The 22,047-nt window shown below is 64.6% G+C and carries 20 protein-coding genes and 3 pseudogenes; 14 read left to right on the top strand and 9 right to left on the bottom strand.

The genetic code is table 11. The features are described 5' to 3' along the window. Positions 1–124: 124 nt before the first annotated feature. Positions 125–1,615 carry an aldehyde dehydrogenase family protein gene (locus tag JFU57_RS30600; RefSeq protein ID WP_201131837.1) on the bottom strand — a complete coding sequence of 497 codons (1,491 nt, stop codon included), beginning with the start codon at positions 1,613–1,615 and terminating at the stop codon, positions 125–127. 300 nt (positions 1,616–1,915) lie between these two features. After that, on the bottom strand, positions 1,916–2,494 hold the full coding sequence (locus JFU57_RS30595) for a DUF4337 domain-containing protein (protein WP_201131836.1): 579 nt from the start codon (positions 2,492–2,494) through the stop codon (positions 1,916–1,918). A gap of 174 nt (positions 2,495–2,668) precedes the next feature. On the opposite strand from JFU57_RS30595, the gene JFU57_RS30590 reads away from it, so the two are divergent. Next, positions 2,669–3,112, top strand: coding sequence for a hemerythrin domain-containing protein (locus tag JFU57_RS30590; protein ID WP_078473871.1), 444 nt, complete (start codon positions 2,669–2,671; stop codon positions 3,110–3,112). Positions 3,113–3,163: 51 nt separating this feature from the next. On the opposite strand, the pseudogene JFU57_RS33770 reads toward JFU57_RS30590, so the two are convergent. From JFU57_RS33770 to JFU57_RS30580, 3 genes and pseudogenes are all read right to left on the bottom strand, one after another. Continuing rightward, positions 3,164–4,108, bottom strand: a pseudogene (locus tag JFU57_RS33770) (methyl-accepting chemotaxis protein); the annotation flags it as partial. A gap of 348 nt (positions 4,109–4,456) precedes the next feature. Then, positions 4,457–4,729, bottom strand: a pseudogene (locus tag JFU57_RS33765) (PAS domain-containing protein); the annotation flags it as partial. Between the two features lie 475 nt (positions 4,730–5,204). Beyond that, the gene (locus tag JFU57_RS30580) at positions 5,205–5,873 is read right to left on the bottom strand and encodes an HAD family hydrolase (protein WP_078473869.1); all 669 of its coding nucleotides are present in this window, start codon (positions 5,871–5,873) and stop codon (positions 5,205–5,207) included. A 407-nt stretch (positions 5,874–6,280) separates the two neighbouring features. On the opposite strand from JFU57_RS30580, the gene peaA reads away from it, so the two are divergent. The 4 genes from peaA (at position 6,281) to peaD (ending at position 10,840) form a co-directional block, all read left to right on the top strand. Next, complete coding sequence (gene peaA, locus JFU57_RS30575) at positions 6,281–7,861, top strand: quinohemoprotein amine dehydrogenase subunit alpha (protein WP_201131834.1); 1,581 nt, start codon at positions 6,281–6,283, stop codon at positions 7,859–7,861. Positions 7,862–7,942: 81 nt separating this feature from the next. Next, complete coding sequence (peaB, locus tag JFU57_RS30570; RefSeq protein WP_078473867.1) at positions 7,943–9,373, top strand: quinohemoprotein amine dehydrogenase maturation protein; 1,431 nt, start codon at positions 7,943–7,945, stop codon at positions 9,371–9,373. Position 9,374: 1 nt separating this feature from the next. Continuing rightward, the gene (gene qhpC, locus JFU57_RS30565) at positions 9,375–9,698 is read left to right on the top strand and encodes a quinohemoprotein amine dehydrogenase subunit gamma (RefSeq protein ID WP_078473866.1); all 324 of its coding nucleotides are present in this window, start codon (positions 9,375–9,377) and stop codon (positions 9,696–9,698) included. Between the two features lie 23 nt (positions 9,699–9,721). Continuing rightward, a complete protein-coding gene (peaD, locus tag JFU57_RS30560; RefSeq protein WP_078473865.1) occupies positions 9,722–10,840 on the top strand; it encodes a quinohemoprotein amine dehydrogenase subunit beta in 1,119 nt (372 codons plus the stop codon). A 102-nt stretch (positions 10,841–10,942) separates the two neighbouring features. Here peaD and JFU57_RS30555 read toward each other — a convergent pair whose 3' ends face one another. Together JFU57_RS30555 and JFU57_RS30550 are read right to left on the bottom strand one after the other, a co-directional pair. Then, complete coding sequence (locus JFU57_RS30555; protein ID WP_201131833.1) at positions 10,943–11,344, bottom strand: lysozyme inhibitor LprI family protein; 402 nt, start codon at positions 11,342–11,344, stop codon at positions 10,943–10,945. A 30-nt stretch (positions 11,345–11,374) separates the two neighbouring features. Further along, on the bottom strand, positions 11,375–12,304 hold the full coding sequence (locus tag JFU57_RS30550) for an ADP-ribosylglycohydrolase family protein (RefSeq protein WP_201131832.1): 930 nt from the start codon (positions 12,302–12,304) through the stop codon (positions 11,375–11,377). Positions 12,305–12,457: 153 nt separating this feature from the next. Here JFU57_RS30550 and JFU57_RS30545 point away from each other — a divergent pair, with 153 nt between their 5' ends. The 6 genes and pseudogenes from JFU57_RS30545 (at position 12,458) to JFU57_RS30520 (ending at position 18,232) form a co-directional block, all read left to right on the top strand. Then, positions 12,458–12,991, top strand: coding sequence for a sigma-70 family RNA polymerase sigma factor (locus JFU57_RS30545; RefSeq protein ID WP_201131831.1), 534 nt, complete (start codon positions 12,458–12,460; stop codon positions 12,989–12,991). Then, entirely contained in the window at positions 12,988–13,935 is a 948-nt protein-coding gene (locus JFU57_RS30540) for a FecR domain-containing protein (protein WP_201131830.1), read from the top strand. Before JFU57_RS30545 ends, JFU57_RS30540 begins: the two co-directional genes overlap by 4 nt. Before the next feature lie 116 nt (positions 13,936–14,051). Further along, on the top strand, positions 14,052–16,541 hold the full coding sequence (locus tag JFU57_RS30535) for a TonB-dependent siderophore receptor (RefSeq protein WP_078473861.1): 2,490 nt from the start codon (positions 14,052–14,054) through the stop codon (positions 16,539–16,541). A gap of 86 nt (positions 16,542–16,627) precedes the next feature. Continuing rightward, positions 16,628–17,086: an SRPBCC family protein gene (locus JFU57_RS30530; RefSeq protein ID WP_078473860.1), complete on the top strand. Its 459-nt coding sequence runs from the start codon at positions 16,628–16,630 to the stop codon at positions 17,084–17,086. Continuing rightward, positions 17,076–17,423 carry an ArsR/SmtB family transcription factor gene (locus tag JFU57_RS30525; RefSeq protein ID WP_238596246.1) on the top strand — a complete coding sequence of 116 codons (348 nt, stop codon included), beginning with the start codon at positions 17,076–17,078 and terminating at the stop codon, positions 17,421–17,423. The genes JFU57_RS30530 and JFU57_RS30525 overlap by 11 nt, the downstream gene beginning before the upstream one ends. A 10-nt stretch (positions 17,424–17,433) precedes the next feature. After that, positions 17,434–18,232 (top strand): annotated as a pseudogene (locus JFU57_RS30520) (aminoglycoside phosphotransferase family protein). Positions 18,233–18,484: 252 nt separating this feature from the next. Here JFU57_RS30520 and JFU57_RS30515 read toward each other — a convergent pair. Beyond that, positions 18,485–19,813: an aminotransferase-like domain-containing protein gene (locus JFU57_RS30515; RefSeq protein ID WP_201131829.1), complete on the bottom strand. Its 1,329-nt coding sequence runs from the start codon at positions 19,811–19,813 to the stop codon at positions 18,485–18,487. Positions 19,814–19,903: 90 nt separating this feature from the next. Between JFU57_RS30515 and JFU57_RS30510 the strand changes: the two genes are divergently transcribed. The 3 genes from JFU57_RS30510 (at position 19,904) to JFU57_RS30500 (ending at position 21,320) form a co-directional block, all read left to right on the top strand. Further along, a complete protein-coding gene (locus JFU57_RS30510; RefSeq protein WP_201131828.1) occupies positions 19,904–20,533 on the top strand; it encodes a LysE family translocator in 630 nt (209 codons plus the stop codon). A 24-nt stretch (positions 20,534–20,557) separates the two neighbouring features. Further along, positions 20,558–20,923 (top strand): antibiotic biosynthesis monooxygenase family protein, encoded by a 366-nt coding sequence (locus JFU57_RS30505; protein WP_201131827.1) that lies wholly within the window; start codon positions 20,558–20,560, stop codon positions 20,921–20,923. An 88-nt stretch (positions 20,924–21,011) separates the two neighbouring features. Then, positions 21,012–21,320, top strand: a complete 309-nt coding sequence (locus JFU57_RS30500) for a hypothetical protein (protein ID WP_201131826.1) — start codon at positions 21,012–21,014, stop codon at positions 21,318–21,320. Between the two features lie 10 nt (positions 21,321–21,330). On the opposite strand, the gene inhA is transcribed toward JFU57_RS30500, so the two are convergent. After that, a complete protein-coding gene (gene inhA, locus JFU57_RS30495; RefSeq protein ID WP_201131825.1) occupies positions 21,331–22,014 on the bottom strand; it encodes an isonitrile hydratase in 684 nt (227 codons plus the stop codon). Between the last annotated feature and the right edge of the window lie 33 nt (positions 22,015–22,047).

The following is a 22,047-nucleotide window of genomic DNA, read 5'->3' as shown; positions in this document are numbered from 1 at the left end:
ACCGTGCACAGGGCGGTCGTCGGCAGGCGCCGGACCACCTCCGGCGCCCCCTGGCGGGGAGCATTCCTCTAGCGCTGGCCGCCAGGATTTGCCTGATCAACCGAGGGTTCCCGGTAGTTGCCGATCAGAGCTTGATCAGCACCGATTTCAGCTCGGTGTAGTGCTCGATCGCCGCGTAGCCCATTTCCCGGCCGACCCCGGACATTTTGTAGCCGCCGAAGGGCAGGGCCGGGTCCAGGGCGCTGTGGCAATTGACCCAGACCGAGCCGGACTTGATCCGCGGGATCATCCGATGCACCGCCGCCAGGTCGTTGGACCAGATGCTCGCCCCCAGGCCGTAGGGGCTGTCGTTGGCCATGCGCAGGGCGTCGGCCTCGTCGTCGAAGGGGATCGCCACCAATACCGGGCCGAAGATTTCCTCCTGCACCAGGGAGTGTTTCTGGTCGACGTCGACAATCACTGTCGGCTTGACGAAATACCCCGGCCCGAACTGCTCACCGCCACAGGCGATGGTGGCGCCGCTTTCCCGGCCCATTTCGATGTAGCGGTAGACCCGCTCCTGTTGCCGCGCCGAGATCAGTGGGCCCATGTCGACGCTAGGGTCCAGGCCGTTGCCGAGCTTCATGGCGTTGGCGATGCCGGCGATATCGGCCACCACGTTGTCGAAATGCTTGCGCTGCACATACAGCCGCGAACCGGCGCAGCAGACCTGGCCCTGGTTGAAGAAAATCGCGCTGGCAGCGCCGGCGGCGGCACTGCCCAGGTCTGCGTCGGCCATGACGATGGTCGGCGATTTGCCGCCCAGTTCCAGGGTGACCCGGGTCATGGAGTCCATGGCGATCTTGCCGATTTCCTTGCCCACGGCGGTGGAGCCGGTGAAGGTCAGCTTGTCCACCAAAGGGTTGTGGGTCAGGGCCGAGCCGGCGGTGATGCCGGTGCCGGTGACCACGTTGAACACGCCTTCGGGGTAGCCGGCTTCGAGCACCAGTTCGGCCAGTTTCAGGGCGCTGAGCGGGGTTTCATCCGCCGGCTTGAGGACCACGGTGCAGCCGGTGGCCAGGGCCGGGCCGAGCTTCCAGCAGGCCAGTAGCAGCGGGAAGTTCCAGGCCACTATGGCGCCGACCACGCCCACCGCTTCGCGACGGATAAAACTGTGGAACTGGTCGTCCGGCATCAACGGTAGCGACACCTCGACGCTGGAACCCTCGATCTTGGTCGCCCAGCCGGCCATGTAGCGCAGAAAATCGATGGACAACTGCACGTCCATGACCTGGGCCACCGCCGCGCTTTTGCCGTTGTTCAGGCATTCCAGCTGCGCCAGCAACTCGGCATCGCGCTGCATCAGGTCGGCGAGTTTCCACAGCAGGTTCTGCCGCTCGCGAGGGCGGGTACGGGTCCAGGCCGAATCGTCGAAAGCGTGCCGGGCGGCGAGGACTGCGCGGTCCACATCGTCAACCGTGGCGCGTGGCACCAGGCACAGTTGCTCGCCGGTGGCCGGGTTGCGCAGGGGCATGGTCTGGCCATCGGCGGCCTCGACCCATTTGCCGCCGATCAACATGCGCGGCGCGCGCTGGATAAAAGCCGTGGTGGCCGGGAGCAGAGAAGAAACAGACATGGCAAGACCTCTTGTTGGGCATGAGGCGAGGTCTTTCGCAATGGCTGTGCCAGTTGTGCCATCGGCGTCCAGGCCGCCGTTTTGCAGGGCCTGGCGCCCGCCGAGGGGCAAGCCGGCGGGGCCTTGTGTTCGCAAACTGCGACAGCCTGTGAGACGGGGGAGACGATAGAGCTCAGGTAGCCGCTGCCGCCAGGCTGCGCTGGCCGGGATGGGCGGCGTGGGGTGTCAGGTGTATTTGGGGGGTGAGTGAGGGCCAGCGCAGCCTTCGGCAGCGGCTACGGTATGGGGGCGCCGTGGCGGTTATAGGTGCAGCCAGGCCAGGCCTCCCAGTAGCACGCTGGCGCTGGCGGCGGTGTAGGCGAGTTTTTTCAGCCATTCCTTGCGGGTCAGCAGGGTGATGGCGGCCAGGGAGATGGCGATCTGAATCGCGGTCATGGCCTGGGCCCAGCGATGGTGCTGATGCAGGGCGGCTTCGGATTTGTCGTCCCACTCGCGGGCTTGCGCTTCCAGGGCTTCGGCTTGCTGGCGCAGCCCTTCCTTCTGCTCCTGGTAGCGATGGGCCTCGCTGGCGTAATGCGCGGCATCGAGCCCGGGGATGTGCACTGCCAGTTCCGCCAGGTTCTGGCGGCTGGATTTGGCCTGGTAGTAGTTCCACTGGTTGGCGGCTTCGGTCTTCTTCATTGCCGCATTGTTCTTGTCCATCGCCGCTTCACTTTCGGTGGACCCCGCCTGGTAGCTGAGCAGTGCGCCCAGGGTGGCCATGATGGCGGTCATCACCGCGATCTTGCTGGCAAAGGTATCGCTCAGGGCATGGGCGTGTTCGGCCACGTGTTCCAGGTGTTTCTCGTGGGGGCTGGGCACTTCGAAGTCTTCGGTCATGGCCGTGATCTGCGGGAGGGGAGAAAGTATCAAATTGTAACTGCGGCCCTGGACCTGCGTTGGCGTAGCCGGCTTCTGTTCAGCTTCCCGACAGCCCGCACGGGATTGGGTTGAACCGCCGCCTCGGCGCCAGGGTCTAGGCAAAGATGGCCCCATAAACCTGGAGGATTGCCCTTGAACATATTCGAAGCCCTGCGCGAAAGTCACGACCGGCAGCGCAGCTATGCCGAGGCTCTGGTGCGCACTTCAGGCGACACCCCCGAGCGCACCGCAGCCTATGCCCAGCTCAAGGCCGAGTTGCAGGCCCACGAGACGGCCGAAGAGCGGTTTTTCTACGTGCCGCTGATGGAGCACGACAATGGCGTCGACCTCAGCCGCCATGCGATCTCCGAGCACCACGCGATGGATGAGTTGATGGAAGAGTTGGACGAGACCGAGATGTCGAGCCCGGCCTGGCTGGCCACGGCGAAAAAACTCTCGGAGAAGGTGCATCACCATCTGCATGAAGAAGAGCAGAAGTTCTTCCAGATGGCCGGCAAGATCCTCGACGACAAGCAGAAGGACCAATTGGCCAATGGCTATGTCAAGGAGTACGAGCAGCAGTTGACCGCCAACTGACCCCGGTAGTCGGCCCCAGACGCCGCCTGGCAGCGGGCCTGGGGCTGACGGCTAGCGGTTGAAACGCTCCACCAACGAGTACTGGGTAGTGGCGGTCTGGGTCAGTTCCTGGCTGACCTGTGCCGAGTGATGGGCCTGTTCCGACGACTGGTCGGCCAGCTCGGCAATGGTGCTGATGTTGCGGCTGATCTCCTCGGCGACGGCGCTTTGCTCTTCGGTGGCGGCGGCAATCTGGGTGGTCATTTCAGTGATGTTAGCCACCGCTTCGCTGATCCCCACCAGGGCCTTGTCGGCCTCCAGCACCCAGGCCACGCCTTCTTCGGCCTGACGCTGACCGTGCTCCATGGTTTGCACCGCGTTATTGGACGAGCTCTGCAACTTGCTGATCAGGTCGTGGATTTGCGTGGTGGATTCGGCCGTGCGCTGCGCCAGTTGACGGACTTCGTCGGCGACCACGGCAAACCCGCGTCCCATGTCCCCGGCCCGGGCCGCCTCGATCGCGGCGTTCAGGGCCAGCAGGTTGGTCTGGTCGGCAATGCCTTTGATCACATCGACCACGCTGCCGATCTGGTTGCTGTCACGGGCCAGTTGGGCCACGGTTTCCCCGGTTTCCCCGACCACGTTGGACAGTTTCTGGATCGCCTCGCGGGTATCGCGGGCCACTTCGCGGCCACGGCGGGTCAGCACATTGGCTTCCTGGGTGGCGTCGGCAGTGCGTTGCACGTGGCTGGCGACTTCCTGGGTGGTGGCGGCCATCTGGTTGACCGCGGTCGACACCTGTTCGGTTTCGGCGCGCTGGCGGTCCAGGCCGCGGGAGCTGTCGACCGCCAGGCTGCCTGCGCGGCGCGCCTGTTCGGTGAGCTGTTCGGCGGTGTCCTGCAAGCGTGTGAGGCAGGTTTTCAGGCGGGCATCCTGGCTGACAAAGGCCGTCTCCAGCCGCCCCTGGTCACCCTGTTGATCGCTGTACATCTGCGCTAGCAGCCCATCACACGTGGAGGCGTCGGCCAAGTGCAGCAAGCGCTGGGCCGCAGCCTGCTGGCGCTGCCAGGCGAACAGCCCGAGGGGCAGCGACACCATGGCGCTCAGGGCAAAGGCCAGGGGTGGGGCAAGCAGGGTGGCGCTCAGGCTGCCGATCAGGGCCATGGCCAGCAACGGCAGCCAGCACAGCAGCGCCGGTTGCCAGCGCTGGCGGCTCGGGATTGCTGCGCGGCCCTGGTTCAGACGCTGGTACAGCGCTTGCGCGCGGCGGATCTGGTCGGCGGTGGGCTTGACCCGTACCGACTCGTAACCGACCACTTGGCTGCCTTCGAAAATCGGCGTGACGTAGGCGTTGACCCAATAGTGGTCGCCGTTTTTCGAACGATTCTTGACGATCCCCATCCACGGATTGCCCAGCTTGAGGGCCGCCCACATATGGGCAAAGACCGCTGGCGGCACGTCCGGATGGCGCACGATATTTTGCGGCGCGCCAATCAGGTCGGCCCGATCGAAACCGCTGATTTCGACGAACGCGTCGTTGCAGTAAGTAATGACTCCGCGAGCATCGGTGGTCGAGATGAGTTTTTGCTGTGCGGCGAGCGCCACCTCACGTTGGGTGACGGGTTGATTGTTTCTCATTGCTGTTGCTCCCTGGATCCTGTGCAAACACCATCGGCAGACGCGTGCGATTACTGAGTTTTGTCTTCAAAAAAACCTTAAATAACAATTGGTTGCCTAAGGCTTTCTGGCGCTTCGGATCCGCTGAGCTGGGTTTTCCGTTGTCTGGAACAAGCTGAAAAACGGTCCACCTGCAAAAACAGGCCCGCGTGTTGGCGGGCCTGGCTGGGTTTTTTGCAAGTGACGACTATCAATCTAGGCGAGTACCAGAAAAAGCGCCGGGACTTTGGGACATGTCCGATGGAATGCCCCGGGCCATAGACCTATATTGCTGCAGCTCGCCCAGCCTAAGGGGGGTGTTTCGACACCAAGCAACACGGTCGAAATAAATGGGCGAGCTTCTTTTCTCTCTCTGCCGGTTCCTGGCAGATCACCTGCTCAAGACGTTTCAGGCACTGCTCCATCGGGCGGTGTTTTTGCGCTGGGCGTGTTTCACCTAGGGCCTGGCGCCGAGCATGCGTTCGATCTGCTGCCACAGGAGTGGGTCGTTGAAATCCTCGATCACCAGATGGGCGCCGGCGGCGAGCAGGGTTTCGCGGCTTTGGCTGGTGGCCAGGCCCACGGTGAAAATCCCTGCCTTGACTGCGGCGGTCAGGCCGGGAATCGAGTCCTCGAAGGCCAGGCTGCTGTCGGCCCGTGCGTTCAGGCGCTCAAGGCCGGTGAGGTAGGGCAGGGGATCGGGCTTGGCCCGGGGCAACTCTTCGGCCACCAGCACGGTCTCGAAACGCTCGCGCAGGCCCAGTACCTGCAACATGTGCTCGGCGTTGGCGCGCGGCGCGTTGGTCACCACGCACATGGCGATGCCTTGCTCGCGGGCGAAGTCCAGCAGGCGCACCAGGCCTGGCATCGGGGTCAGTTGGGGCGACAGTTGGCGAAAGCGCACTTCCTTGCGGTCGGCGAAGGCTTCATGTTCAGCCACCGACCGGTGTGGAAACAGGTAGCGGCACATATTGGCATTGGCCTGGCCACTGACGTGGGCTTCGAACTCGTCGGCAGTGAACACCCGGTCGTCCTCCTCCAGCAGCAATTGTTGCAAGGCCAGAAGGTGCAATTGGTCGGTATCGGTCAGGGTGCCGTCGAGGTCGAAAAGCAGAGCATTGAGCATGTCGGGGTTCCTGTCTGGCCACGTCCGGGCCGGTGGGCTGAAGCGGTTAAGCGCGCATCCTAGCAGGCTTGCCCGATCAGCGGACCAGGCGCTTCGGGTTGCGCCTCGTCCCGTGCGTCGCGCTCGACACAATCGGCCTTTACAGGCGCGGCGCCTGCGCCATGCTGCTGTATCAGACTGAGAACCGTGTCGCGAAATTGAACGGCAGTCCGGGCCCGGAACCGCCCCGTATCGTCACCAGGCGCCGACAAGCCTTTGATTCAGTGAACAATAATAAGCTGGCACGCTCCGTGTATTGCTCACCGCAGACGTTTCTCTTGCCTCCATGACCGGCCTAGCCGGGCGTGGCAGAAACCATAAAAACGACGCACTAAAAATAAGAAAGCTCCGTGGGAGGTTTGACGTTGATGAAGAGAAAAATCCGAGCAGGCATGACCAGCGGCCTGCTGGCGATGGCTGTATGCAGTGCCTTGCATTCCCCGCCCACACTGGCCGCGCGCGATGCCCCCAGCATCCTCCGGGAAACCTGCCAGGGCTGCCACACGCCCGAGGCCGACAATGGCCTGAGCCGCATCAGCCACCAGCGCAAGACCCCGGAAGGCTGGCTGATGAGCATTGCCCGCATGCAGACCATGCATGGCTTGCAGATCAGCGATGACGACCGGCGAACCCTGGTCAAATACCTGGCCGACACCCAGGGCCTGGCGCCCAGCGAAACCGATGGCGTGCGCTACGCCCTGGAGCGGCGCCTGAACACCGTTGAGCAGTTCGACGAACAGACCAGCCAGATGTGCGGCCGCTGCCACTCCGGCGCGCGGGTCGCGCTGCAACGGCGGCCGGCCGAGGAATGGGAGCGGCTGGTCAACTTCCACCTCGGACAATGGCCGTCCCTGGAATACCAGGCGCTGTCCCGCGACCGGGACTGGTTCGATCTCGCCCGCAAGGACATGGTGCCGCTGCTGGCCAAGCGTTACCCCCTGGACAACCCGGCCTGGAAAAAATGGCTGAGCAGCGCGCCCAGGGCCGAAGCCCTGGTGGGCGACTGGAGCTTCAGCGGCCACCTGCCGGGCAAGGGTGAACTGGCCGGGGTCATGAGCGTCGCCGCCGACGGCAGCGATCAGTTCAAGGTCAGCGTCAAGGGCCAGTACGCCGACGGCAGCCCGTTCAATGGCGAGGGCAGTGCGATCCTCTACAGCGGCTACGAATGGCGCGGCAACGTCAGCATCGACGGCGTCACTATGCGCCAGGTATTCGCCGCCCAGGGCAACGTCCTGCAAGGGCGGATGTTCGAGGCCGAGCACGACGAACGCGGCCTGGACTTTATCGCCGCCAAGCAGGGCTCCAGCCGTTTGCTGGCGGTGCAACCGGGCTACCTCAAGGCCGGCAGCGAAACCGAAGTGACCCTGATCGGCAGTGGCCTGCAAGGTCAGCCGGACTTTGGCAAAGGCGTGCAAGTGCTCGAAGTCGTCAGCCACAGCCCGGAGCAGATCAAGGTCCGGATCAAGGCCGCGGCCAATGCCCAGCCGGGCCTGCGCGCGGTCAGCGTGGGAGCGCTCAAGGGCGTGAACCTGGCGCTGTACAGCGCCATCGCCGAAGTCAAGGTGGTGCCGGCGTTCTCGGTGGCACGCATTGGCGAAGGCGGCGGGTCGACGCCCAAGGTCCAGGGGCGGTTCGACGCCGAAGCCTGGGGCAAGGGCGCCGATGGCAAGCCGTATCGCATCGGCGTATTCCCGGCGCAGTGGAAGGTCGAGGCCTTCGACGAGCGCGCCAAGGAAGACGAAGACGTCAAGTTCGCCGGGCAGATGCAGGCTGACAGTGGCGTGTTCACCCCGGGCGACGCCGGGCCGAACCCGGCGCGCAAGATGTCCACCAACAACGCCGGCAACCTCAAGGTGATCGCCGCCGTCGACGACTCAGGCCAGTCCCTGACCGGCGAAGGCCACCTGATCGTCACCGTGCAACGTTGGAACAATCCACCCATTCCATGAGTTGTTCGATGCCTTGGGCTGTAACGACTTTTCTGGAATGACCGCCGCCCCTGAACCCCGGGGTGAGCACAGGAGATTGCGATGGGCGCTATTTTGAATCTGGTCGAGCGCAACCTGCACGAAGTGCAGGTGGACGCCGACCGCATGCTGTTCCATATCCCCAGCAGTTCGCTGTTTGCCAGCGATGCACTGACCGGCAGCATCATCGATGCCTTGCGTGGCCCGGGTTGCTCTTCGGACGACCTGGTCCAGCGCCTGGCCAGCCACTATGGCGGCGCTGAAGTGGTCGAGACCCTGCGCGAGCTGATGGCCCTGGAACTGGTCAGCGACGGCTCGCCACTGACCCCGGACATCGGCACCAAGCGGGTCGAGCGCACGGCGATCAACACCGTGGTGCTCAACGTCAACACCGGCTGCAACCTGAGTTGCACCTACTGCTACAAGGAAGACCTGGACAAGCCCTCGGCCGGCAAGAAGATGGAGATCGACACCGCCGTGGCCTCGGTGGAGATGCTGCTCAAGGAATCGCCGGACGAAGAGCGCTTCACCGTGGTGTTTTTCGGCGGCGAGCCGCTGAGCAACCGCAAGCTGATCGAGTACATGGTCGACTACTGCGAGAAGCGTTTTCGCGAGGCCGGCAAGTTCGTCGAGTTCGTCATGACCACCAACGCCACCTTGCTCACCGAAGACACCGTGGACTACCTCAATGCCCACCGCTTCGGGCTCTCGGTGAGCATCGACGGGCCCAAGACCGTGCACGACCGCAACCGCATCACCGTGGGCGGGCAGGGCACCTATGACGTGGTGCGGCGCAAGGCCGAAATGCTGCTGTCGCGCTACAACAGCCGGCCGGTGGGCGCGCGGGTAACCCTGACCACCGGGGTCACCGACGTCGAGACCATCTGGGATCACCTGTTCAACGAACTGGGTTTTGCCGAAGTCGGTTTCGCCCCGGTGACCTCGGGCGATATCAGCAGCTTCAACCTGTCGAGCGAGGAGTTGATCGAAGTCTTCGCCAACATGAAGAAGCTGGGGCGGCGTTACCTGGAGGCGGCCCTGGAGCACCGCAATATCGGTTTCTCCAACCTGCACCAGCTGATCACCGACATCCACGAGGGCCACAAAAAGGCCCTGCCGTGCGGCGCCGGGCTGAAGATGCTGGCGGTGGACCACAAGGGCGAACTCAACCTGTGCCACCGCTTTACCGGGTCGTCCCTGCCGACCTTCGGCAACGTCCACAGCGGGGTCAAGCAGGTGGAGTTGAATGACTTCCTGTCCCAGCGCCTGGACCGCACCAACACCGGCTGCGAGGACTGCCAGATTCGCAACCTGTGCTCCGGCGGCTGTTACCACGAAAGCTATGCGCGCTACGGCGACCCGACGCACCCGACCTATCACTACTGCGAACTGATGCGTGACTGGGTGGATTTCGGCATCGAGGTCTACACCCGGATCATGGCTCACAACCCTGCGTTCATCAGCAGTTACATCACTCCGCGCAAGGCCCACTGATATGAAACATCTCAAGCCGATCAACAACAAAGCCCAGAAGCTGGAACAGGCCGCCGCCGAAAACCGCATCGAAGAAGTGGTGGCGATGAACTCCGTGGCCGGTTGCGCCTCGACCACCGACCCGGGCTGGGAAATCGACGCCTTCGGTGGCGTGTCCTCGCTGTGCCAGCCGATGGAAGCCGACCTCTATGGCTGCTCCGACCCTTGCTGGTGGCCGGCCCAGGTGCCGGACATGATGAGCACCTACCCCGACTGGAACAAGGACGCCCAGGCCTCCAACGACAACTGGCGCAACCTCGGCACCGTCTTCCCCAAAGACAAGTAACCGGACAGCACAAGGATTCCAGCATGCGAGCTATCACAGTGTGCGGCCTGGCCGCCGGCGCGGTTCTCAGCGCCTGTTCCATCACCGCGTTGGCTGATGAGGGCCTGGCCCTCAACAGCGGTCACGAATACATGGTGACCACCAACTACCCGAACAACCTGCACGTCCTCGACCTGGCCAGCGACAGCCTGTACAAGACCTGCCAACTGCCCGACGCCTTCGGCCCGGGCACGGTACAGCTGTCGCCGGACCGCAAGATCGCCTATGTGTTGAACAACCATTACGCCGATGTCTACGGCGTTGAGCTCGACAGCTGCAAACAGGTGTTCCACGCCAGCATCACCCAGCAGCCGGGGGAGAAGGCCCGCTCGATGTTCGCCTTCACCGTCAGCCACGACGGCAAGGAGCTGTACACCGTGGCCAACCCGACCCAGATGCTCAACGACCGCTACGAGGTCAAGCAGCCACGACTGGATGTCTACGCCACCGACGCCGGGATGAACGCCAAGCCGCTGCGCAGCTTCCCCGCGCCGCGCCAGCTGACCATCATGCAGAGCGGCGACGACGGCACCCTGTATGTGGCCGGCGCCGATGTGTACAAGGTCAACGTACAGACCGGCAAGTTCGATGTGCTGATCCCCAGCCGACACTGGAAACGCGCCAACTACAGCGCCCCCGACGTGCTCTACGTGTGGAACCAGCAGACCTTCCGCCATGACTTCTCGCTGCTCTACACCGCCGCCAAGTTCAAGGACAAGAAGCAGGACCCGGCCACCGCCGACTACCTCTACGGGCTGTTCAGCGTCGACCTGAAAACCGGCAAGACCGAAACCACCGACTTCGGCCCGCTGACCGAAATCTATTTCAGCGGCATGCGCTCGCCCAAGGACCCGAACCTGATGTTCGGCGTGCTCAACCGCCTGGCCAAGTACGACATCAAGCAGAAGAAGCTGATCCAGGCGGCAACCCTCGATCACTCCTACTACTGCATTTCATTCAACAAGGCGGGGAGCAAGATCTACCTGGCGGGGACCTTCAACGACGTGGCGATTTTCGACGCCGACAGCATGAAGCAGATCGGCAGCATCAAGCTGCCGGGCGGTGACATGGCGATCACCACGGCGCAGATCTTCGTCCGCTAGACCCGCCCATCTGGCGCCGGCGTGGCGCTGATGAGGTCCAGGCGTTGCGCGATCGGCAACCCCCTGGACTCCATCAGCGCCACGCCGGTTTTGCTTGAGCGGCTAGAGCCCCGGCACCGGGCAGCTCAGGTCGCCTTCTTCGCACTTGAGGTAGGTCTTGAAGGCCTTGACCCGGTCCTTGGTCAGGGCCGTGGTGCAGTTGCTGTGGATCAGCGGGTAGACACTGCCGCCCTCGACCCCGGAGGCGGCGAAGTCGCACTCGGCATCGCGAAACGCCACCCAGGCGCGTTGCGCGGTGACCAGCAGCTTCTTGGTCTGCGGCTGGTCCTTGAGGCGCTGGTTGATCTGCTGGTACAGGCTGTTGAGTTCCTGATCGGCGGCCTTGAACTGCTTGCCGGCGCATTGGTTCATGTCGAGTTGGGTGGTGGCGTTGTCACACTCGTCGGCCTGGGCCTGGGGCGCCAGCAGCAGCGGGGCGAGCAACAGCAGGAAGCGTGGGTGCATGGCAGGTCTCTTGATTCAAACAGGGTGGGGTTACGGCTGGCGTTGAGCCTGGACGGTCTGCGCAGCCTGGAGCAGGGCATCGGCCGTGGCCTGGATCTCATCGCCCATGTGCAGCTTGGCCAGCCAGCCTTCGGGGATGCCCTGGGCACCGTAATGGGCCCCGGCCAACTGGCCGACGATGGCTGCGGTGGTATCGGCGTCGTCCCCCAGGTTACTGGCGGCCAGCACCGCGGCGGCAAAGCTGTCGGTGTGCTGGAAGCACCACAGCGCGGCCTCCAGGGACGCCACCGAGTAACCGCTGCCGACGATCTGTTCGCGGGTTTTGTCCAGGTACTGGCCCTGGGCAATGGCCGCGACCTTGGGCTGGCTGAAACTCGATTCCGGCACGTGACGCAGCTGCGCCTTGCTCGCGCCGGCCAGGGCCAGGGCGATCAGTTGCGCAAACAGCTGGCAGCATTCCACGGCTTCGGGCGCAGCGTGGGTGGTGCGCGAACTGCTGGCGGCGAATTCGGCGATGCGCGCCTCATCGGGGAAGTAGAACAGCACCACCGGCGCCAGGCGCATCAGTGAGCCGTTGCCGGCGCTATAGGGATCGGTGGAGCCGGAAAACGGATCGCCGCTGGCCTGGAACCGGGCCAGGGACTCGCGCACGGTCATGCCGATATCGAAGCAGTCGCCGGTGGAACTCAGGTAGCCCCATTGCCACCAGTTGAGGTAGCGGCCCATCTGGTCGGCGGCATTGAATCCGCCCTTGTTCAGCAGGCTTTCGGCCAGGCACAGGGCCATGGAGGTGTCGTCGGTCCATTGCCCGGGCTTGAGGTTGAACGGGCCGCCGCCGGTCATGTCGGTGACTTCCGGGAACGAGCCGCGCGGCTTGAATTCCACGGTGGTGCCGAGCGCATCGCCGCAGGCCAGGCCGAGCAGGCTGCCGCGGTAGCGATCTGAAAGCGTAAGGGGCATGGGTCATCCTTGTTGAAGGCCGGGTACGGGGGCGACCTTAGCATTTTTCCCGGGTGATCCGCGCTGCGGCTCGGCGCAGGCCGACGAGGCTATTGCCTCGCTTTGGACATTGGACTAAATTGCGACGCATTCTCAATTACGTGCGCAGCGCTCATGCCTCCGGTCGCTTCCGATTGTCCCGCTCATCAACCCATTGCCGTGCTCTACGGCGATCACCATGGCTGGCTGGTGGGCTGGTTGCGCGCGCGCCTGGGCTGTTCGCAGCAGGCGGCGGACCTGGCCCAGGACACCTTTGTCCGCCTGTTGCTGGCCGACCCGCAAAAGAGCGTGGGCAGCCCGTTGAAGGAGCCGCGGCACTTTCTGGTGACGGTCGCCAAGCGCGTGATGATCGACAGCTTTCGCCGCCGTGCCCTGGAGCAGGCCTATTTGCAGGCCCTGGCGGAACAACCCCCGGGGCTGGAGATTTCCCCCGAGGAGCGTTGGCTGCTGATCGAGACCCTGCAGCGCCTGGACGCCATGCTCGACGGCCTGGGGCGCAAGGCGAAGCGGGCGTTCCTGCTCTCGCAATTGCAGGGCCTGCCCTACAAGGACATTGCCGAAGAGTTGCAGGTGTCGGTCAGTTCGGTGACCAAGTACATCGCCAAGGCCACCGAGCACTGCCTGTTTTTTGCCCTGGATAATCAATGAAGGCCCAGGATCCGCAGCGCCAGGCCTTGAGCGCGGCCGCCCACTGGGTCGCGCGGCTGGCCGCAGTGCCGGGTGATGTCGAGCTGCAACAGGCGTTCCGCGCCTGGCTCCAGAAGAGCCCGCAGCACCAGTGGGCCTGGCAGCAGGTGGAGCAGTTGCAGGCACAGTTGAACGGTTTGCCGGCGAGCCTGGCCTGCAACGTCATGGACAAGGCCGCGGCGCTCCCGCTGCTGGATCGGCGCAGCCTGCTCAAGGGACTGGTGCTGGCCGTGGGCGCCGGTGGCCTGGGTTGGTCCGGCTATCGCCAGGCACCGTTGTGGATGGCCGACCAGCGCACGGCGGTCGGTGAGCGGCGCAGCCTGCAACTGGCCGATGGCACACGGCTGATCCTCAATACCGACAGCGCGGTGGATATCGTCTACAGCGCCGAGTTGCGCCTGCTGGTGTTGCGCGCGGGGGAGATCCTGGTGGAGACGGCCAAGGACGCCCGGCCCTTTATGGTGCGCAGCGCCCAAGGCGAAATGCGGGCCCTGGGCACGCGTTTCAGTGTGCGCCAGAGCCCCGGCTTCACCTCCCTTAGCGTGTTGCAGCATGGCGTGGCGGTGCGTCCGGGTCACGGCCTGGCCGAAACGGTGGTCATGGCCGGGCAGACCGTCGGCTTTGATGCCGAACAACTGCTCACCCGCAGCGCCCTGGAACCCGATGCGGGCGAGTGGGCCCGGGGCCGGCTGTTGATCGACGGCTGGCGCCTGGAGCGCCTGGTCGACGAGTTGCAGCGTTATCGCGGCGGCTACCTGGGCTGCGCGCCGCAGGTGGCAGATCTGCGGGTCTCGGGGGCATTCCCCCTGGACGATATCGACCAGGCGCTGGAGGCGATTGCCCAGGCGCTGCCGGTGCAGATCGTGCGCCACACCCGCTACTGGACACGCCTCGTCGCGGCCTGATGCACCCTGTCAGCGCCCCCTGAAAAAAAATACCGCGGCCATTGTCGATTGGCCAAGGCTCGCTCGACTCCCTTCTGCAAGACCTTCACCTTTGAACCGAATCTTCAGGAGTCAGCATGCGCGCAGGGCCATACACAGCGGTGGATAAACGGCACTTTTCCAGCAGCAGGAAACCCTTGGCCATGGCGCTGCTCGGGGCTTCCCTGGCCTTGCATTACGGGGTGCTGCAACCCTTGCTCGACCCTGCGTCTCAGGCCCGCGCGGCCAGCCAGCAGAAAACCTATGCCATTGGCGCCGGCCCTCTGGGCGCGGTGCTCAGCCGCTTTGCCGGGGACTCGGGCGTGGTCCTGTCATTCGATGCCGGGCTCACGGCGGGCAAGAGCAGCCGGGGCTTGAGCGGTACTTTCAGTGTCGAACAGGGTTTTGCCAGCTTGCTCGCCGGCAGCTCGCTGGCGGTGGTGATCAACCCCAATGGCAGTTATGGGTTGGTGCCCGTTGGCGAGGGTTCGGTGCTGAACCTGGGCGCGACGTCGGTCACCGCCCAAGCCCTGGGGCTGACCACCGAGGGCAGCGGGTCCTACACCACCGGTGCCACCAGTACGGCGACCAAGCTGCCGCTGTCCCTGCGCGAGACCCCGCAATCGGTGAGCGTGATCACTCGCCAACTGATGGACGACCAGCACCTGTCCACCCTCAACGAGGTGCTGAGCTTTACCCCAGGGATCAGCAGCAATCACCGCGACAGCGAGCGCTACACCTTTTACTCGCGCGGCTTTCAGATCCAGAACTTCCAGTACGACGGGATTCCGGCGCAGATCGCCAACGAGTCCCAGCAATTCACCTCGGCACTGTCGGACATGGCGATCTATGACCGTGTCGAAGTGCTGCGCGGCGCCACCGGCCTGATGAGTGGGGCGGGGACTCCGTCCGCCACCATCAACCTGGTGCACAAGCGCCCGACCAAGGACTTCCAGGGGTATGTCTCCGGCGAGGCCGGGGCGTGGGACAAGTACCGTTCGGAAGTCGACGTGTCCGGCCCCTTGACCGACACCGGCAACGTGCGCGGGCGCTTTGTGGCGGCCTATCAGAAACAGAACTCGTTCATCGACTGGTACAAGCAGGAGAAGCGCGTGCTGTATGGCGCACTGGACATCGACCTGAACGAAGACACGGTGCTGCGCACCAGCCTGGACTACCAGAACAACAACGCCGATGGCACCAGTTATGGGCATATCCCGTTGTTCTACAGCACCGGCCAGCAAACCAATTTCTCCCGCTCGTTCAACCCGGCCGGCCGCTGGAGCTTTCTCGACAACACCAGCTACAACTTCACCAGCATGCTCGATCACAAGCTCGGCAACGACTGGAGTCTGAAGGCCTCGTACAGCCATCAGTACGCTTACCGCAAAGGCGAGGGTTCGTCGGCCAGCGCCTCCAACCCGGACCCGCTGACTGGCGCCGGTGCCTTTGCCTTTATCAGTCGCCTGGACAGCTACCAGACCCAGGACACGCTGGACCTCTATGCTTCCGGCCCGTTCACCCTGGGCGGTCGCGAGCATGAGCTGGTGGTGGGCGGTAGCACTTCGCGCACGCACTTGAATTTCCCCGATTACACCAGCGTCGGACCCGACGGCGATTACCGCCCGGTGGACAATATTTTCGAGCTCGATGGACGCGAGTTCAGTCGTCCCAAGTTCATCAAGAATGCCGAGGGCGTTACCCGCCTGAAACAGACCGGCCTCTATACCGCGCTGCATTTGAAGCCCTTCGACCCGCTGTCGATCACCCTCGGCACGCGCGTCAGTTGGTGGCACCAGGAAGACATGACGCGCAACGAGGCGTCGGGGGTGGAAACCGTCGACAACACCAAGAAAAGTGCGGTGCTGACCCCGTACGCCGGTATCGTCTATGACCTCAACGACCGTTACTCGGTGTACGCCAGCTACACCAACATCTTTTTGCCGCAGACCTACTACAAGACGGCGGCCAACACCTCCCTCGATCCGCTGCAGGGCGATAACTACGAAATCGGCATCAAGGGCGAGTTCTTCGATGGCGGGCTCAATGCCAGTGTGGCGCTGTTTGACGTCGAGCAGAAAAACAGCCCCGAGTACGTCGGTGACAACCTGCAAACCAACAAGCCGATCTACCGGGCCATCAGCGGCACGTCGACCCGGGGGCTGGAGGCCGAGGTTTCCGGCGAAGTGGCGAGTGGCTGGAATCTGTTCGGCGGCTATACCTACCGCGAATCCCATGACAAGAACGGCGAGCGGGTGCAGGCCAACCAGCCGATCAACCTGTTCAAGCTCGGCACCACCTACCGTCTGCCGGGTAACCTGAGCCGCTTGACCGTGGGCGGCAACCTGACCTGGCAAAGCGAGTCCTTTGCCACCCGGGAGATTTCAGGAACCACCTACAAGGCCTATCAAGACCCCTATGCAGTGGTCGGTTTGCTGGCCCGGTACCAGGTCGACGAGCATCTTTCGCTGGGCCTGAACCTGAACAACCTGTTCGACCAGAAGTATTACGACGGCCTGGGCACCTTCAACTCGGGCTCCTATGGCGAACCGCGCAATGCGATGGTCAACGCCAAGTGGAGCTTCTGATCCTTTGCGATGAGTGGTGGGGCTAACGCAACTCATTGGTTGCGTTTGGCCCAAGGCCGACTAGTGTTCAGTGCTGGAGGTGACTCATGAATTCATCTGATCGCATTGAACGAAAAATCCTGCTCAAGGCGCCCCGGGCCAAGGTCTGGAACGCGTTGACCGATGCCCAGGCCTTTGGCAATTGGTTCGGCGTGGCCCTGCAAGGCCAGCGTTTTGTCGCCGGCCAGCGCGCCACGGGGCAGATCACTTACCCCGGCTACGAGTACCTGGTCTGGGATGTACTGATCGAGCAACTGCTGCCCGAAGAGGTGTTTGCCTTCAGCTGGCACCCCTATGCGGTGGACACCCACCTCGACTATTCCGGCGAACCCACCACCCTGGTGCGCTTCGAACTCGAAGACATGGACGGCGGCACCTTGCTGCGGGTAGCGGAGTCGGGCTTCGACGGCATCCCGGCGCAGCGCCGGCTCAAGGCGTTTCGCATGAACAGCCGGGGGTGGGATGTGCAGATGAGCAACATCGAGACTTACCTTGGTGCAGCCTGAACCCACCCTCACCGGCGTTGCGGCCCTGGACCGCTCGGCGCTGATCTTCGCCGCACTGGGCGACGAGACCCGTTTGCGGCTCGTCGTCATCCTGTGCGCTGGCGAGCCCCAATCCATCACCCAATTGACCCTCGGCACCGCCATCACCCGCCAGGCCGTGACAAAGCACTTGCAGGTGCTGGCCCAGGCCGGCCTGGTGCGCGATGCCAAGCTGGGGCGCGAGCGCTTGTGGGCGCTGGAGCTGACCCAGCTGGCCGCGGCCCGGCACTCCCTGGAGCTGATCAGCCGGCAATGGGATTCGGCTTTGGGTAATCTGGCGTCCTTTACCGAGCGCTGACGGGAACCCGATGTTCGAGCCTTACCTGAGTCGCTGGCAGTTGCTGCCGGACGGCGAACCGATCATGACCCATGGCAGCCGCCTGCTGCCGGTACGCCGTGGCGCAGTGCCGGCGATGTTGAAAATTGCCCTCGATGACGATGAAGCCATCGGCAACCAGCTGATGGCCTGGTGGGCCGGCGCGGGCGCGGCCCCGGTCCTGGCCCAGGAGGGCGCGGCGCTGCTGATGGCGCGGGCCGAGGGCGGGCGTTCGTTGCTGGACCTGGCCCGGCACGGCGAGGACGACGAGCCGTCTGGCCTGCGCCTGCCTTGCGCGTCTGCATGCGCCCAGGCCCGGGCCGTCGCCCTCGTTGTTGTCCCTGGCGCGCTGGTTCCAGGCGCTGCGCCCGGCGGCCGCGCGCGAAGGCGGGGTGCTGCTGGAAAGCCTTGTCGCCGCCGATGCATTGCTGGCCGACCCGCGTGACGTGGTGGTGCTGCACGGTGATGCCCACCATGAGAATATTCTCGACTTTGGCGAACACGGCTGGCTGGCCATCGACCCGAAACGGGTGCGGGGCGAGCGCGGGTTTGATTTCGCCAACCTGATCTGCAACCCGCAGCTGCCCACGGCCACCGATCCGGCGCGCTTTACCCGGCAGGTCGGGGTGATTGCCGAGGCCGCCGACCTGCCACGCCAGCGCCTGTTGCAGTGGGTGCTGGCTTATAGCGGCCTGTCGGCGGCCTGGTTTCTGGAGGACCGGAATCAGGCGGGCGCCGGGCACCAGCGTCAGGTGGCGCGCCTGGCGGCTGAGGCACTGGCGCAGTCCTAAGGGTTTACGGAAGCCCCTCTATGGCGAATGGCTTACACGCGCTGCCCGTGATGTCGTCTATTGCCCCTTGAGGTTTGTGTTTAATCTTCACTCCATCAACTGCAGCGCAGGAAGCGCTCAGGATCAAGGATGATCGACCATTTGCAAGGACGCTACCGACAGGGAGTCGACATGGTCTTGGGAAAACCCGCTTCGGCGGGTTTTTTTATGCCCGGGAAAAACTCAGGCCACGGTGCTTAACGCACCGACCGGCTACAGCTCGGTTACCGCATCGCGCACTTTGTGCAGCGCCTGCTCCAGTGCCTCCAGGCTGATGGAGCCCAAAGCCACCCGCAACGCCTGCGGCACGTGGGCGGTGGTGGCGAAGGGCGCGGCCGAGGTCACCCCTACGCCCTGGCGTTCCAGCTGGCTGACCACGTTGTCGGCGCGCAGGCCCTGGGCGAGCCTGAGCCAGAGGTAGTAGGACGCTGGGTGGGCACTCAGCTCGCAGCCCTTGAGCACCCGTCGTGCCAGGCGTTGCCGGCGACGAGCGTCGGCGCGCTTTTGTTCCTCCAGGCTGTCCACCAGCCCCGATTCGATCCAGTGACAACCCAGGGCCACGGTCAGCGCCGGGGTGCTCCAGGTCGAGAGACGAATCGCCTGTTCCAGGGCCGGGATCATCTCCAGCGGCGCCACGATAAACCCCAGGCGCAGGCCCGAAGCGACGCTTTTCGACAGCCCGGAGATGTACAGCGTGCGCTCCGGGGCCAGGGTTTGCAGGGGCTTGGGCGCCGGTTCCGCGAGAAAGGCATAGGCGCCGTCTTCGATAATCAGCAGGTCATGCTGCCGGGCCAGTTGCGCCAGGCGCAGCCGGTCGGCCTGGGGCATCACCGTGCCCAGTGGGTTGTGCATGGTCGGCATGCAATACAGGGCCCGCACCGGGCGCCGCTGGCACAGCGCTTCGAGCGCATCCAGGTCCATCTGGCCGTCCCGTTGCGGCAGTGCCTCCAGGTCCAGGCGGTGGAACTGGGCCAGGGTTTTCAGGCCGGGGTAGGTCAGGGCGTCGAGTGCCAGGACATCCCCCGGTTGTAGCAGCGCCATCACGCTCACCGCCAGCCCCTGCTGGGCACCGTTGACGATCAGCACCTGCTCGCCGGGCACGCGGATGGCGCGGTTGCGCAGGTGGCGGGCAGCGGTTTGCCGTTCATGGGGCCGTCCGCCCTGGGGTGGCGAATGCAGCAGGGCGTCGAGGTCGCCCGACGCGGCGATGGCCCGCAGGCCGTCACGCAACAGGTGCGCCTGGCCGGGCAGGGCGGGGTAGTTGAAGGTCAGGTCCACCGCGCTGCTGCGCGGCGGGTGCTGCTCCAGGCCCATGCCCCGGGGCAGGCTGCTATCGCGCACAAAAGTGCCGCGTCCGGGCTCGCCCACCACCAGGCCGATGGCCTCCAGTTCGTTGTAGACCCGCAGCGCAGTGGCCAGCGCCACCTGCTCCTGGGCCATCAGCGCGCGCAGGGTCGGTAGCTGGGTGCCGGGGGCCAGCTCGCCACTGCGGATGCGAGTGGCCAGGTGGTCGACGATGCGTTTGTAGCGGATTCGGCTCATGCAGGGTGGTCCCGTGTATCTAGATCAATTTTTTGTTTGTATCAGATCGGCGCTCTAATCTAGCGCCTTTTCCACAGGAGTGCTGCGCTGATGATGGACCTGGCGACCCTTTCGATCTTCGTCGGCACGGTGCTGCTGTTGCTGCTGTCGCCTGGGCCGAACATGGCCTTTGTGCTCAGTCACGGCCTGGCCTACGGCTGGCGCGGCGGCGTGGCCTGCGGGCTGGGGATCGGCGCGGCGGACGTGCTGCTGACCCTGTTGACCGCCACCGGAGTGACGGCGCTGGTGGCGGGTTGGCCGCCGGCGTTCGACCTGATCCGCTACGCCGGCGTCGCCTACCTGCTGTGGCTCGCCTACCAGGCCGTGCAGGCCCGTGGGCCGAAGCACCTGCGGCAGGCGCCACGGGTGCCGCTGCCCACGGTGTGGGTTCGGGCGCTGCTCAACAGCCTGCTGAACCCCAAGGCGCTGCTGTTTTTCATGGTGTTCCTGCCGCAGTTCGTGCGGCCCGGGAGCGGTCCGATCGCCTTGCAGCTACTGGTCCTGGGCCTGGTGCTGACCCTGGTCAGCGTGGTGTTTCACACCCTGCTCGGGGTGTTCGGCAGTGCCCTGAGCCATGGGCTCGGCGCCAGGCCGGGGCTGGCCCGGATCCAGCCCTGGCTGCTGGCGGCGGTGCTGTTGCTGCTGGCAGCGCGCCTGGCGCTGATGACAAGTCCCCTCTGATGCACTTTGCCAATGGAGTTCAGCATGTATATCGCCGCTTTTATCTATAAACCCGGGCAGCAGGATCAGGAGTTCCAACGCCTGAGCGCCATCATCGACGAGATCGCCATCAGCCTGCCGGGGTTCGTCGGCGCCCAGTCGTGGACTTCGGCTGACGGGCAGTTGGTCAATGCCAGTTATTACTGGGAAGACGAGGCGTCGATCCAGGCCTTTGCCCGGCACCCGACGCATCTTGAAGCCAAGCGCCAGTACCGCCAGTGGTACGCCGGCTATCAGGTGCTGATCTGCAAGGTGGAACGTGCCTACGGTGACGGGCAGATCACCCAGTTGGTGGCCAATAACCGGCAGGGGCCGGTAGTTCGGGCTGCACCGCAGTCGGTAAAAGCCTGAAATGGCTGCGCTGGGTGTGGTGAAATAGGCGGCTTTTTTTCAGCCAGGGATCAGCATGACGCCGCTTGAACCAAGGGTTTCCAATGGAGTGGATACATCCGCAGTCAGCCGCAGGCCGAGCCTGTCACGTGTTTGGCGCGTGGCGTGGCTGGGCGTTGCGCTGTGCCTGGCGTCACCCGGCGCCCTGGCTCTGGGCGTTAGCGCCCACTGCACCGGGCCCAAATGCCCGACCCTGGGCGATGGGCTGCTGTTTATGGTCAAGGCCTTTGTGGCGCTGAACGTGGCCGGTGCGCTGTGGCTGATCGGCCGCGACCTGCTGGGCCTGTGGCGGCGCCGGCGTCACCCCCGGGCCAGCAAGCCGGCCGATCCCGCCGCACCTGACTCGCCGGCTGATTGAGCCGCAGTGTCTAGCGCTGCAGCCTTTGCGCCGCACGCTGGGTCACGGCGCTGCGCACCTGGAATGACTCGGCTACCAATTGCCGGGCCTCGGCCAGCACGGCGGCGGGCGCAGTGCCGGGGCTGCCGGCGTTGAAGGGCGGGGCCGGAGCGTATTCCAGTTGCAGTTGCACCAGTTGCGCGCGGGCCTCGCCGTAGAGTTCAGCGGCCAGGGCCAGGGCGAAATCGATGCCGGCGGTGATGCCGCCACCGGTCAGCAGGTTGCCGTCGCGCACCACCCGGTCCTGCACCGCAGTCGCCCCCAGCGGCGCCAGCAGTTCGTGGTAGGCCCAGTGGGTGGTGGCGCGTTTGCCCTGCAACAGGCCGGCGGCCCCCAGCACCAGCGAGCCGGTGCAGACCGAGGTGATGTAGCGCGCACCTGCGGCCTGGCGGCGGATAAAGTCCAAGGTCTGTTCGTCCTCCATCAGCGGGCCGACCCCGGCGCCACCGGGAATGCAGATCACATCCAGGGCCGGGCAGTCGTCGAACGTGGTGGTGGGCAGCAGCACCAGGCCGGTGCTGGCGGTGACCGGTTCCAGGTCCTTCCAGATCAGGTGCACCTTCACGTCCGGCAGCGACGCCAGCACATCGTAGGGGCCGGTGAGGTCCAGTTGCTGAACCTTGGGAAACAATAGAAAACCGATCTGCAGCGTCATCGCGTCTCTCCTGGGGCAATCTTCGGGGTCACC

Origin of the sequence: Pseudomonas sp. TH07, assembly GCF_016651285.1 — a bacterium.
GTDB lineage: Bacteria > Pseudomonadota > Gammaproteobacteria > Pseudomonadales > Pseudomonadaceae > Aquipseudomonas.
The sequence above is the reverse complement of the archived record's forward strand: the minus strand, read 5'-3'. Positions and strand labels throughout refer to the sequence as shown.